Origin of the sequence: Peribacillus psychrosaccharolyticus ATCC 23296 (assembly GCF_000305495.1) — a bacterium.
In the GTDB taxonomy this organism is placed as follows: domain Bacteria; phylum Bacillota; class Bacilli; order Bacillales; family DSM-1321; genus Peribacillus; species Peribacillus psychrosaccharolyticus.
Window position 1 is genome coordinate 1 of sequence record NZ_AJTN02000240.1, and the last position, 13,383, is coordinate 13,383.

Consider the following 13,383-nt stretch of genomic DNA (forward strand, 5'->3'; position numbering starts at 1 on the left):
CTTTTTTTATTATGATTCACGGAAGTCATTTTTCTCTAATATGCGCTTTGTAATTAATTCATACCCTTTTTGATTGGGGTGGAGAGAATCAGAGAAATAATCTTTTTTCGATTTATCTTTAAATAAGTCATTGGTCGGAATATAGGTGATGCGTTCATCACTCTCTACAATATCAGCAATCGTATGATCCCAATCGATAATATGCTTTTCAATCGCCTCTCGATCTTCTTGAGGATTATACAGGCCGATTACTGAAATGGGTGCTTCTTTATTTTCTTTTTCTAAAATCGAAATTATTTTCTTGAAATGGCTGATGTATTCTGTTTTAGCCTGCTTAATGTCACTGTCATGAACCTGCTTCAGATCTCCGCCATTAGCATTGATAAAATCATTAGTTCCAATAAACACAATAAATTCCTCTGCCTGGTCCAGCTTTGAATTTATTTCAAGATCATTTAGCTGCTTTAACACACCATCTGTTTCTTGTCCAGAAATACCATAATTCCAGATTTTCACCTTAGGCTTATCGCCATCTTGATTTAACTGTTCTTCCAATCCGTCTATATAGCCTTCCTGACCCTTTTTATCACCTTTTCCATGCGTGAGAGAATCACCGAAAGCCATCACTATTCGAGTTTCTTTATTAGTTTCCTTTTTCTGAAATTGAAAAATCACCGTACAAATAAGCACCAAAATAATTAAAAAAATTGCTGTTTTCTTCATGGGTACTCTCCTCTGTAACATGCCAATGATGTTTTTTATCTCTCTTCTATACCCTTTTTTAATAGAACAAACACTTTTCTCTACTAAATTCGACTAGCATAATTTTAATTATTCCCGTATGATATCTTTACATCTATAATATAGGGAGCTAATATCTATGAGCATGATCCAATTTAAGCACGCAGAACTTAATGATTTGCCTCGTATTATCGAAATTTACAACTCGACAATCTCTTCGCGCATGGTTACCGCCGACTTAGACCCAATTACACCTGAGTCACGGCTCCCGTGGTTTCGTGAACACAACAAAACCAACCGCCCTCTATACGTCCTATTACAAGACAAAAAAATAGTAGGTTGGATTAGTTTTCAATCTTTTTATGGCAGACCTGCCTACCTAGCAACTGCTGAGATTAGTATTTATTTAGACGAAGTATGCCGTGGACAAGGGGTCGGCCAACTAGCCTTAGAAAAAGCCATAAACGAATGTCCCTCGCTCGGAATTAAAAACCTATTAGGGTTTATATTCGGTCATAACCTACCAAGTATTCGATTATTTTCGAAATTTGGATTTGAGCAATGGGCTTGTTTACCTGATGTTGCTGAACTTGACGGAGTTGAACGTGATCTAATTATCCTCGGAAAAAGAATAGGTTAATCTATGGCTGGATTTGAGATATACTCTCTTATCCAGCCTTCTCACAGCTCATCAGCAAAATGACAGGCACTCTCATTCTCCGAAGATATTCTTCTTCACTAGTAAAATATTTCCGCTGAGGGGTGCATTCTTTTAAGGTGGACACCCTAAATCCGCAGTCGTTGATGATACGAAAATATTCCTCTATAGTCCGGTGATATTTAATAACATCTTTCCCCATCCATTTTTCTGTTCGATTCCCAATTTTAAAGTAATCATCGACCAACCAAGAACTCCTTTTCTGCTCCCCCTCTGGATTATTAATAGAAGAAGTTAGAATTGGATGCTGTACACTAAAAATGAAATGACCGCCTGGTTTTAGTGAATGATGTATCTGTTGGACTACTTTTTGTAAATCTTCTAGATAATGAAGTGCCAATCTAGAAATGACAAGATCATAGGACTCTCTAAGAAAATCCCAGTCTTCCATAGAAGCTAAGTGTATACGGCTACTTTCAGATGTTAGGGCTTGTTGGGCTTTTCCAACCATATTAACGGAACCATCTACACCTTCGTAAAAGCTGCACCCAGCTTCAAGAAGTTCCTTCCCTATTTCTGCATCCCCGCATCCTAAATCCAACACCTTTTTTCCCCTTACTTCACCTATTAACTGAAGCAATACGGGTTTTTCAAGGATATTATTAGGACTCGCCTGCCTTTTTCTCCTCATTAAATAGGTACTTAAAAAATCATCATTATCATAAACAGAAGATCCTCTATACTCCATTTTATTTCCTCCTCAAAAAAGCATCTGTTATTTATTCGAGAAAATAAGACAACTATCCTTTAATTACGTAAAAATTCCCCGTCATCCTTGTCGATAACGGGGAATTCTTACACTAAATCTTCACTTAACCAAACTCTAATTACTGATAATAACTGATCAAGCTGAATTGGTTTACTGATATAGTCATTTGCACCAACAGTCAAACATTTCTCTCTTTCATTATTCATGGCTCTAGCTGTGATAGCTATTATAGGTATTACGTCAAATTTCTTCTGTTTTCGTATCGCCTGTATGGTTTGGTAACCATCCATTTCTGGCATCATAATATCCATTAGAACGATATCGATTTGCTCATCATTAGCTAGTGTTTTCAGGCTCTCCACACCATTTGAAGCTTGTCTGATTATCATCCCTTGTTTTTCCAATATTTTTGACATAGAAAAAACATTTCGGTCATCATCATCTACTATCAATACTGTCTTACCTGAAAAAACCTCTTGTAATCGAGATACCTGTATTGGATAATCTGCATCTATTTCAGCAGTTGCAGCTTCTGACTCAGCTAAAGCGAGATTATCTGAAAACTCCTGCTCCATTGAAGGTAAATATAAGGTGAACGTACTTCCAACGTTCTCTTCACTAGACAGTGTAATCCATCCTCCCAATAACTCTGCCAGTTCACGAGATATAGAAAGTCCCAGTCCAGTTCCACCATATTTACGGAAAGTAGCTCCATCTGCCTGTTGAAAAGATTCAAAAATTACTTCTTTCTTGTCTATATGAATGCCTATACCTGTATCAATAACTGAAAACGCAATAATAGGCATGCTATCGGTCATTGAGCCATATTGAGAAGTTTCAGCCTGATCTGCCAGTCTAATCTCAAGCTTTACCTCGCCGCTTTCAGTAAATTTGAACGCATTCGATAATAAGTTCTTAAGAATCTGCTCGATTCTCTTATCATCCGAGTAGAATAGATCTGGAACATTACGATGCATATCAATAGAAAAGACAAGTCCTTTTTTATCAGCAATCGGTCTAAAGAATTGTTCCATTTTCTCAGGAAGTGCGGTCATATTGACGTAGTCATTTTTTATGTCCATCTTGCCTGCCTCTACCTTGGACAAATCAAGAATATCATTAATTAACGTAAGTAAATCCTTACCTGAATCAAGAATTACTTTAGTATATTCCTGTTCTTCTGCAGATAACGTATTATTTTCATTATCATTTAAAAATTCAGATAGAATTAAAATACTATTAAGAGGCGTTCTTAATTCATGAGACATATTAGCAAGAAACTCAGATTTATACTGTGAACTAAGCTTTAGCTGCTCAGCATAATGTTCAAGCTCCTCTTTAGCCTGCTCTACTTCACGCGATTTAACTTCTGCAAGAAATTTTTGTTGCTCTAAATCTTCATTTATTATTTTTAATTCCTCTGTCTGATTTCTTAGTTCCTCAGTCTGTACTTGAAGCTGTTCCGTCATTGCTTGTGATTCGCTATACAGCCGCTCAATTTCTACACGGCTTGAGACACTTTGAATAGATGGCCCGAATGTTACCATTAAATCCTCTAAAAACTGTTTATCTGAAACTTGAAAAGGCTGCAAAGCTGCAAACTCCAACACTGCTAAGGTACGGTCTTCAAACTGAATCGGTACAATTATAATTTGCTTTGGCATAGATTGACCAATTCCTGAACCAATAGTTATGTACTGATCTGGGATATTTTCAAGAATTAACATTTCTCGATTCACTGCGCATTGACCAAGTAATCCTTCGCCTGGTACAAAGGAAGATTTCCATGTCTGACGTCCTTCCCAAGCGTATGAAGCAGCATGAATAAATTGATCTCTTTCAATTATATTTGTATGTAGATACAACGCACCATATTGTGCATTAATCAGCAAGGATACTCGTTGAATGAGCTGCTCTGCCAATGTCTTTACATCAGTTGTCTTCTGAGTAAGTCCAACTAAATCACCTATGTGCGATTTAATCCCATTTTGCATTTGAATATTGTCTAATAATTGATTAGTGGATGAAGCAAGCATCCCGACTTCGTCTCTTGATTTAACCGGGATTCTCCCAGACAAATCGCCGCTGGCCGATCCAATTTCCTGAATCGATTCTGTAACTTGTTTAAGCGTTTTAGTTATCGATCGAGAAACAATCAATGAGGCAAGAACAGTAAATAAAGAAACAATCAGCCAAAATATGTACATAAGAACCTTTAATAGATTATTATTGTCTGCAATTTCCTCTGTGCGTTGGGTTGTTAACTCATATTCTGTATCTTGGAAAAAAGATAACTTGTCACGAATTTCGCCCATTGCCTGTTTTCCGGTGTCATTCAGAAAAAAACGTTCAATATTATCACTTTGACCATTTTGAACAAAGCTAATTATCGGTGTTCCGGCTTTATCTATCCAATTTTCAATATCTATGTATAAATCCTTTAAATTTTGCTGCTGTTCTGGGTTATCTGCCAATAAATCTGACAGCTCCGCATACACATTATCAAAATCTTTTTTTCCATTATAATAAGGCTCTAAGTATTCTTCATCATGAGTAATCACATATCCACGCTGTCCAGCTTCCATATCTAGCAAAGTAGTTTCAATTTCGCTGGCTAACTCATGAACCTGTAAATCATGTTCAACGATAAAATCTAATTCTTTCTGTAGAGAAGAAATTCTGCTGCTCACTAAAACTAGAGCAATTCCAAGGCAAACAATAACGAAAAAATAACCTAAACTTATTTTAGAACGAATCGTAAATCTGTGGTCTTTAAACATACTAGTCCGCCTCTCAGGAATACTTTTTTCTGGCCTCCATCTTTCGAATTTCAATAGAAATCAGTCAATATCCTGAAGTTCGATATGTTTAATTATACCACATATAACGTATAATGGAATGAGTTGAATGAGGGATAAGTACTGTTTTAAACTCGAAATTTAGACTAATTCGAAGAAACGAGATAAGGTTGGTCACTCGGAGAGAAGGTATTTAGTAAATAATCCAGCTCTTGACTTGCCTGAACAGTTAGGTTGCTTGTATAGCCGTAATCTTCTGCCAACTGTATCATTTCCTTGCGTTTTTCTTCAATGATAAGATGAACCAACTTCGTTGACATATTGACCCTCCTTTTCTTTTTTTTTACAGTAATCTAATAATAAAATCATTCACAAATTAAATCAATAAGAAAATAAAAATATTTATTTTTTTGTTAAATCGTCTGATTTCGACAGTATTTTTTATAAACAGAGTAAAAAGAAGGACCATTACCTATCCCATGTGATAGTAGTAATGGCCCTTCTCTCTTATACTCTGCAGAGCTAGGTACTCACTGAATTAATAGTCGGTGCTGCTTCGTTGATTTTAGCAAGTGAAAATTCATCTTCAAGTACTTTTATTGTTGCATCATATAAATGCTTTTCATCTGATGTTTTATATACGCCCCGCTTCAGTAATTCTTCAATTAACAGAGCTTTTCTGTGTTCTATTGTTTTTAATAATTCGGTCAAGCTGTTTGGCTCCTTCCAAAAACATGTATGCATACTTCCTTCGTTAGACTCGGAATTACCGCTTCACTTTTTATCGCCAACGTTTATATACCATCTACATACACATTCTAAACATATTTCAAGAACAATAAATATAAAAGCCCCTTCTAAAATAAGAAGAGGCTGACATTCGTATCGGCTTCTCTTATCTTTCAAACCAAAGGCTTGTTGGATTTGGCACAGTTCCCGGATACGGGTCTGCTGCCGAGGTATCACTGGGCCAAGTCCCTCCACCTCTCTAGATAAGAATATTTTTTTATATTTATAGTTTATGATGTACTTGAGAATATATACTATCTTTAAATAAGAGTCAAATAATTTGTTTTAAATGAGTAGTTTAATCCTTGAGCACTGTGTTTTTCGTTTCTTTACCAAAAAAGAGCACAACAGCAGCCCCAACTACAATGGCAATAGTAAAAATGGTGAATATGATCGAGATATCTTTCCCTGCTGCAACTAAATAGCCGACTAAAAGCGGTCCTAAAATGCCGCCAACTCTTCCCGCTGCCGCTGCCATCCCCGAACCTGTTCCCCTGATGGAGGTGGGATACTGCTCTGGTGTGTATGCATATAACCCGCCCCACGCACCTAAATTAAAGAAGGACAGCAAAATACCAGATGTAAGCAATAATGGAAGTTCCTCTGCTGTTCCAAAGAAATATGCACTGACTGCCGTACCTATCAAGTAGGTAACAAGCACGAATTTTCGGCCATATTTTTCAATAAACCAAGCGGCAGTAAAATATCCTGGAAGCTGAGCCAGTGTCATGATTAACACATACTCAAAGCTTTTGATCATACTGAACCCTTTCATAACCATAACACTCGGCAGCCATAGGAACATTCCATAGTAAGAAAAGACCACACAGAACCACAGAACCCATAAAACAAGTGTCTGCTTCGCATACTCTTTAGCCCAAACACTTTTCATATTCTGTAAAATAGAAGGTCTCTGTTTTCTCTCTAATGCTGTATACCTAGGCGAATCAGGAAGATTCAAACGTAAATATAATGCATATAGTGCCGGTATAGCACTTAAGAGCAACGCAATCCGCCACCCATAGACTGGAATGATAAAATAAGAAATCAATGCTGCGATTAACCACCCTGCAGCCCAAAAGCTTTCAAGCAGTACGACTACTCTTCCTCGTTTATCGGCTGAAACACTTTCAGAAACAAGCGTTGATGCAACAGGCAGTTCCCCGCCTAATCCCATTCCAATAAGAAAGCGAAGAAGTAAAAATAACGCTAACGATGTTGTAAGGGCTGATAATCCACTGCCAACTGAAAATAACAGCAAAGTAATAATAAACACATTTTTCCGGCCAACCCGATCAGCCATAGCTCCAAATACTAAGGCACCTATTGCCATCCCGATAGAATTAACGCTTCCAATCCAGCCAACTTGTTGGGTCGTTAAACTCCATTCCTTCTGCAAGGCTACAATAATAAATGAAAGCATCCCTACATCGAGGGCATCAAACATCCATCCAAGACCGGCAATACTCAATAATTTACGATTTGATAAAGGTTTCGTTTTCTTTGCCATATTTTCCTCCTGAGACATCAAAGCCATGCAATTTTTCAATTTTATATAAATTCTAAATACAAGTATATCTTAACACCACTTTACACCTGTAAACAAGTCTTTACTCAATCCGGAAATAAATGGTGAAACTTCCCCGATGGAAACCAAGCAAAGCTCATGCATGGCTCTTGTGCACGATGTATAAAAAAGGTTTCGTTCTCTTTCTAAATAATATCGATCCTTAGACGCATTCAGGATAATCACCGCATCAAACTCAATGCCCTTCGCCAGATACGTCGGAATCACAAGGAGCCCATCTTCAAATTCAGACTTACCTTTCTTAACAAGTTTGATCTCCATTTTACTCTTTAATTCTTTATAAACTCCTTCACTTTCAGCAGCCGTCTTTCCTATTAAAGCAATGTTTTGAAAGCCAAGACCTTGTAAGTGATATATTGTTTTTTCTAAACATAACATGTATTGCTGCTCGTCTTTGACTGTGAATACCACTGGTTTTTGACCAGGGCGATTAAATGGTTCAATGCTTCCTCCGTCTTTTACTACTTCTCTGGTGAATTCGACAATTTCCTTGGTAGAACGATAACTTCTTTTTAACACAACCTTCTCGGTTTCTGCTTCTGTGAAGAGCGATGTTAAGATATCTGTACCTCCTGCCATTTCACCATGAGCAACAATAGTCTGATTGGGATCACCTAAAATGGTCATTTTGCATTGCGGAAAAAGTTTCGCTAAAAATGCAAATTGAAAGGAAGAATAGTCCTGAGCCTCATCAATAAATAAATACCGCACTCTTGTGTTAACCTTAAACCCTTCAAGTTGATCTTTTAAATATAAATAAGGTGTTGCATCTTCGTAGAAGAGTCTACCCTGATCCATTTCATGGATAGACTGTTTGCAAACTAGTTCCCAATGATTTAACTCTTTTTTATGTTCCACCTCAAATAATGTTCGATAGATTGACTCTGTGTCGACAAAAGCAAACTCATTAATTTTTCTATAAAGACTCTTAAATCGTTTTTTCACTATCGCCGATGCAAGATATTGAGTTTCACTGTCTATTCCATTGAATTCATGTTCCTCATTCTTAAGTGCCTTACGATAGCTTTTAAGATATTCACCTTTATCAAGATATTGCATTTCTTCTTCTACCCAAGGCTTCTTACGTTCCTCCAACTCCCTTTTTCTTACCTCTTTACGTATTTTATCAACGGTCAAATTCATTCTAGCAGGCAATGATAGTTCGTTACCTAGTTGATAGAAGTAATGATAGATTTCTTCTGCAGAAAGGATTCTCTCCCTGCGAAAATAGATCGGTTTAAAGATCATCCCGGCTTTTTTCAAATTATTTAACAAGCAGTCAATTTCATGTAAAAAAGTTTGCGAGGATTTATAACGAATTCCCTCTAGTCTAGCTTCATATTCTTCATCATCAATGGAACTCAATACATATTCCATTTGCAGAAAAAGATCTTCAATGTCAAAAAAATCACCCAAACGCTGATTTAAATACTGCTGGAATGTAGTTTGCTGCATATTTGCTTCACCGAGTTCAGGCAAAACACTGGCCACATAACTATTAAATAATGGATTTGGAGAAAACAATAATAATTGTTCACTGCTAAGTTGGTCCCGAAATCGATATAATAGATAAGCAGCTCGTTGTAGTGCAGCCGATGTTTTTCCGCTGCCTGCTGCCCCATGTACGATAAGAAGCCTGCTTTTCGTATTCCTAATAATCGTATTCTGCTCTTTCTGAATGGTTGCTACAATGCTTTTCATTTGTGAATCAGCCTGTTTTCCCAAAACTTTCTGCAGCAGTTCATCGCCAATCGTTATCCCCGTATCAAACATACTAATGATTTCACCATTTCGGATGACAAATTGTCGTTTCAACTCCAGCGTACCTGCGATTATTCCTTCAGGAGCCTCGTACTTAGCAGGTCCAACTGAATAATCATAGTAAACACTTGAAATAGGAGCCCTCCAGTCATAAACTAAAAACGAGGAGCTTTCTTCATCATAAAAGGAACCTACCCCAATATAGATTTGTTCGACATTTTTTTCTTCTTCTTCAATAAAATCGATCCGCCCAAAATAAGGAGTCTTTTCTAAACGGTTTAACAACTTAACCTGTTCAATAGAATGTTTATGCCGCCTTTCACGTTCAGATAATAGCTCTGACTGCTGCCTGATGCTTGCATGTGTTTCTGCCGCTTCATGCGCATCTTCCAAATTTACGGTAACATCATCCCAAAAGTTTTTCTTAATCGATTTGATTTCAGAACCAGCAGCACCAAGAAGTATTTGCAGCCGTTTATATTCGTAGTGTACCTTTCGCTTCAATTCATTTACTCTATTTTGTTCGTGAATTTTCTCTAATTCCCAGTCCGCCATCAAACCACTCCTTTTTATAAAATATATTGACATCCTTTTTTCTTTGATATATAATGTAAATTAGGATAATTATACATATTTTTACTTATTATTCCAACATCTATAAATGTACCATACTTAAACTTCAGATACAATATCTGTCTTTTTTTATGTCTATTTTTCCTCCAAAAACCACTCAACTTTTTCCCTTATAATCCAAGTCTATTTTACCCATTTCGACAAAATTCTATAGTATGGAAGAATCATGTTGGTATTTGTTTATTGAAAATCACTATCATTTTCTATATGCTTACAAGGTGATGTGAACGCTTTCATTCATTACATACAACAAGATTTACTCATCTATCCAGCTAAATTTTAAGGAGGGTATTCATGACAAATCTTACGTTAGAAGTCAATGAGAAAGTTCAGCAGTTTTTAAAAGGTCCTAAGAAACTCTTTATTAATGGTAAATTCGTTGAGAGCGCCTCAGGAAAAACCTTTTCCACTCCCAACCCTGCAACAGGGGAAGTACTTGCAGATGTATATGAAGCAGATAAAGCAGATATTGATTTAGCTGTTAAAGCAGCAAGGACAGCCTTTGATGAAGGTGAATGGTCTAAAATGAGTGCTGCTTCGCGTAGTAGATTAATGTATAAGCTTGCTGATCTTATGGAAGCAAATAAAACAGAACTCGCTCAATTAGAAACACTTGATAACGGAAAGCCTATTAGTGAAACGACAAATGCAGATGTTCCGCTCGCTGTTGAACATATGAGATATTATGCGGGCTGGTCTACAAAAATCGTTGGTCAAACGATTCCTGTTGCCGGCAATTACTTTAACTATACACGCCATGAAGCGGTTGGCGTTGTTGGGCAAATTATTCCTTGGAACTTTCCTTTACTCATGGCAATGTGGAAGCTCGGTGCAGCATTGGCCACAGGATGTACAGTTGTTTTAAAACCAGCTGAACAAACTCCATTATCTGCTCTTTACCTTGCTGAACTTATTCAGGAAGCCGGATTCCCTGATGGAGTCATTAATATTGTGCCAGGATTCGGCGAAACAGCTGGGCAAGCACTTGTTGATCATCCACAAGTCAATAAAATCGCCTTCACTGGTTCAACTGAAGTTGGAAAATCCATTATGCGTTCTGCAGCTTACTCTCTAAAACGGGTGACACTAGAGCTTGGCGGAAAATCACCTAATATCATTCTCCCGGATGCAGATTTCTCAAAAGCCATTCCTGGTGCACTGAACGGAGTTATGTTTAACCAAGGACAAGTTTGCTGTGCTGGATCTCGCGTCTTTATACAGAAAAAGCACTATGATAATGTCGTCGCTGATATGGCTTCCCATGCGAAGAACATTAAACAAGGTGCTGGTCTTGATCCAAACACACAAATCGGACCGCTTGTATCCCAAGAACAACAAAATCGAGTGTTGAATTACATTGAAAAGGGCGTTAGTGAAGGTGCAGAGGTACTCGTCGGCGGAAGCAAACCACAAGACGATGGTTACTTTGTATCACCGACCATCTTTGCCGCAGTTAATGATGAAATGACAATCGCAAAGGAAGAAATATTTGGGCCGGTTATCGCTGCAATGCCTTATGATGATATAGATGAAGTGATTAAACGGGCAAATGAAAGTGACTATGGTCTGGCTGCAGGCCTTTGGACACGTGATATTTCCAATGCCCATTATGTAGCGAGCAAGCTTCGCGCTGGTACTGTCTGGGTTAACTGCTATAACGCATTTGATGCGGCTTCGCCATTTGGCGGATACAAGCAATCAGGTATGGGGCGTGAAATGGGCTCCTATGCACTTAATAACTACACTGAAGTGAAAAGCGTGTGGATTAACTTAGGCTGATTAGGATTTAATACAATAAAAGAGGTTCGGAATGGTTTCATTCCGAACCTCTTTTGCATTTTTTGGACCAAATTGGCCTGCTGGAACAAGCTGGTCTAGTGTTACGCCTTTGATTTAAGTTTAGAAAGTCAGTTGATTGAAATGGAAGGCGTGAAGACTCCTGCGGGAACAGCGGGAAAGGTGAGACCCCGCAGGAGCGTAAGCATTGATGCGGCTCACCGCCCGCCCGCGGAAAGCGAAGCGCCTGGAATGGAAATCAACATCTCGAATTTAAATCTCACCCGAGTTTGTCTACAGTCTGAGCACGTTAACTCTTCATTAAGTTAACGTGCTTTTTTTGCATTTACTTGATGAGATTTAGCTGTATTAATAACCGTTTTTGTCAGAATTTCAATTCCCGTATACATAGCTTCACGGTTAAATATCATTTGTGGATGGTGCAGGCCCGGTGTAAGACCGCAGCCAAGTCCAAGCATCGTAGCCTGAATATCAGGCCGTTTTAACGTATAAAAGTGAAAGTCTTCCCCACCGGAAGTGACCACTGGATCAATCAATTTTTCTTTACCAATCGTGTCAATAATAGCTGATTTCATCGATTCTTTAGCCGCAGCACATACGCGGGCTGCCGCTGTATTCCCCATTATTTCAAGCAGTATCTTTACATCATGAAGTCTTGAAAGCGAGTCTGCTATGGCTTCAATTTTTGAGTAAAGTGCATCAATCGTTTGATTATTTTGAGCCCTGACATCGATACTAAACGCTGCCTTGCCGGGTATGATATTACCTGAACTGCCCCCCGCTAGAAATCTAGTTAATTTTGCTGAGTAAGGTACCATTGGATCAAGATGTATACCTTGTATCTCCTGAATGAATTTAGCCCCAATTTCTATTGCATTATGCCCTAGATGCGGGCGTGCTCCATGAGCATCTTCACCAATAATTCTGCCTTCAATGAATCTAGAGGCACCGTGATAGATTGCCGGCGAGGCAAACCCATCCGCCATTTCCTGTATAGGACGAAGATGAACACCATATAAGAAATTCACATCATCCATTATTCCCAAATCAATTAGTTTAAGCGCTCCGCTGCCCTTTTCTTCCGCCGGCTGAAAAATGAATTTAAAACGAATACCTGAAGGAAAACCTAGTTTCTGCATCAGAAGCATCGTCCCAATGATCATCGTCATATGTGCATCATGACCGCAAGAATGATTTGCCTTGAACTCCCCATCCACTTCCTGCCATAATGCATCAATATCCGTACGGACCGCAATGCATAAATCGCCTTCACCGACTTCTACAAATAATCCTGTACAGTCTGGAAATGTCCGCACCCTAAACCCCTTTTTATATAAATATTCAGCTATATAGGCGGTTGTGTTATGCTCCTGCCAACCAACCTCCGGAATTTGATGTAAATGTCCAAATACATCATTTAATTCTGGTTTCAGCTGATTAATGAGATCTTTCACGCGGGACCGCCCCCTTCTTTATTTACATTGTCTTAACGGCATAACCTATAACCTATGTTAAGGTAACAATCATTTTAACCATCGAGTCATATCTCTCTTGTTTATCCTATTAACAAAGAGGTTTTGAGGTACACTACTTTTAACTATTTGACACAGATATTCTTATATTTAGGCAACAATGAAACATTCTTAACAAAGCTGTCAACCAGTTGAAGTATTTCAAATTAGATTCTCATATTTCCAATATTTTGTAAAGAATGTAATGTTTAAAAAGTCTTGACCAGTGATATACTAATAAAGGGTATACTTTTGCTTTCGAGCATGCCGAGGCGGGCAGGAATCTTTCTTCCATAAAGGAAAAAAATACCCTTTGCTTCTGCTTAAAAAGTCCATAA

Annotated in this window: 10 protein-coding genes and 1 riboswitch; of the genes, 2 read left to right on the forward strand and 8 right to left on the reverse strand. The window is 38.0% G+C overall.

All coding sequences use genetic code 11. From position 1 onward, the window contains the following. Positions 1 to 9: 9 nt before the first annotated feature. Complete coding sequence (locus WYK_RS19380) at positions 10 to 723, reverse strand: SGNH/GDSL hydrolase family protein (protein ID WP_051387734.1); 714 nt, start codon at positions 721 to 723, stop codon at positions 10 to 12. Between the two features lie 157 nt (positions 724 to 880). Between WYK_RS19380 and WYK_RS19385 the strand changes: the two genes are divergently transcribed. Continuing rightward, entirely contained in the window at positions 881 to 1,381 is a 501-nt protein-coding gene (locus tag WYK_RS19385) for a GNAT family N-acetyltransferase (protein ID WP_051387736.1), read from the forward strand. A gap of 28 nt (positions 1,382 to 1,409) precedes the next feature. Here the strand turns inward: WYK_RS19385 and WYK_RS19390 are convergent, their stop codons facing one another. The 6 genes from WYK_RS19390 to helD all read right to left on the reverse strand — a co-directional run bounded on the left by WYK_RS19390 (position 1,410) and on the right by helD (position 9,659). Continuing rightward, a complete protein-coding gene (locus tag WYK_RS19390) occupies positions 1,410 to 2,147 on the reverse strand; it encodes a class I SAM-dependent DNA methyltransferase (protein WP_040376101.1) in 738 nt (245 codons plus the stop codon). A 107-nt stretch (positions 2,148 to 2,254) separates the two neighbouring features. Next, positions 2,255 to 4,948 (reverse strand): CHASE3 domain-containing protein, encoded by a 2,694-nt coding sequence (locus tag WYK_RS19395; RefSeq protein WP_040376102.1) that lies wholly within the window; start codon positions 4,946 to 4,948, stop codon positions 2,255 to 2,257. 164 nt (positions 4,949 to 5,112) lie between these two features. Continuing rightward, complete coding sequence (locus tag WYK_RS24225) at positions 5,113 to 5,286, reverse strand: aspartyl-phosphate phosphatase Spo0E family protein (protein WP_174391531.1); 174 nt, start codon at positions 5,284 to 5,286, stop codon at positions 5,113 to 5,115. A 202-nt stretch (positions 5,287 to 5,488) separates the two neighbouring features. Further along, a complete protein-coding gene (fbpA, locus tag WYK_RS19400) occupies positions 5,489 to 5,677 on the reverse strand; it encodes a Fur-regulated basic protein FbpA (protein ID WP_040376103.1) in 189 nt (62 codons plus the stop codon). 181 nt (positions 5,678 to 5,858) lie between these two features. Continuing rightward, positions 5,859 to 5,965, reverse strand: a riboswitch (SAM riboswitch). 88 nt (positions 5,966 to 6,053) lie between these two features. Then, a complete protein-coding gene (locus WYK_RS19410; RefSeq protein ID WP_040376105.1) occupies positions 6,054 to 7,265 on the reverse strand; it encodes an MFS transporter in 1,212 nt (403 codons plus the stop codon). A gap of 69 nt (positions 7,266 to 7,334) precedes the next feature. Continuing rightward, positions 7,335 to 9,659 (reverse strand): RNA polymerase recycling motor HelD, encoded by a 2,325-nt coding sequence (gene helD, locus WYK_RS19415; RefSeq protein WP_040376106.1) that lies wholly within the window; start codon positions 9,657 to 9,659, stop codon positions 7,335 to 7,337. Positions 9,660 to 10,031: 372 nt separating this feature from the next. On the opposite strand from helD, the gene WYK_RS19420 reads away from it, so the two are divergent. After that, positions 10,032 to 11,516, forward strand: coding sequence for an aldehyde dehydrogenase family protein (locus WYK_RS19420; RefSeq protein ID WP_040376107.1), 1,485 nt, complete (start codon positions 10,032 to 10,034; stop codon positions 11,514 to 11,516). A 323-nt stretch (positions 11,517 to 11,839) separates the two neighbouring features. Here the strand turns inward: WYK_RS19420 and WYK_RS19425 are convergent, their stop codons facing one another. Next, positions 11,840 to 12,988 carry a M20 peptidase aminoacylase family protein gene (locus WYK_RS19425; RefSeq protein ID WP_040376108.1) on the reverse strand — a complete coding sequence of 383 codons (1,149 nt, stop codon included), beginning with the start codon at positions 12,986 to 12,988 and terminating at the stop codon, positions 11,840 to 11,842. Positions 12,989 to 13,383: the final 395 nt, after the last annotated feature.

What these genes read in the sequence shown, in the direction of transcription:
- WYK_RS19380 (WP_051387734.1), bottom strand. Translation starts at nt 723, where the DNA reads ATGAAGAAAACAGCAATTTTTTTAATTATTTTGGTGCTTATTTGTACG.
- WYK_RS19385 (WP_051387736.1), top strand. Translation starts at nt 881, where the DNA reads ATGAGCATGATCCAATTTAAGCACGCAGAACTTAATGATTTGCCTCGT.
- WYK_RS19390 (WP_040376101.1), bottom strand. Translation starts at nt 2,147, where the DNA reads ATGGAGTATAGAGGATCTTCTGTTTATGATAATGATGATTTTTTAAGT.
- WYK_RS19395 (WP_040376102.1), bottom strand. Translation starts at nt 4,948, where the DNA reads ATGTTTAAAGACCACAGATTTACGATTCGTTCTAAAATAAGTTTAGGT.
- WYK_RS24225 (WP_174391531.1), bottom strand. Translation starts at nt 5,286, where the DNA reads ATGTCAACGAAGTTGGTTCATCTTATCATTGAAGAAAAACGCAAGGAA.
- WYK_RS19410 (WP_040376105.1), bottom strand. Translation starts at nt 7,265, where the DNA reads ATGGCAAAGAAAACGAAACCTTTATCAAATCGTAAATTATTGAGTATT.
- helD (WP_040376106.1), bottom strand. Translation starts at nt 9,659, where the DNA reads ATGGCGGACTGGGAATTAGAGAAAATTCACGAACAAAATAGAGTAAAT.
- WYK_RS19420 (WP_040376107.1), top strand. Translation starts at nt 10,032, where the DNA reads ATGACAAATCTTACGTTAGAAGTCAATGAGAAAGTTCAGCAGTTTTTA.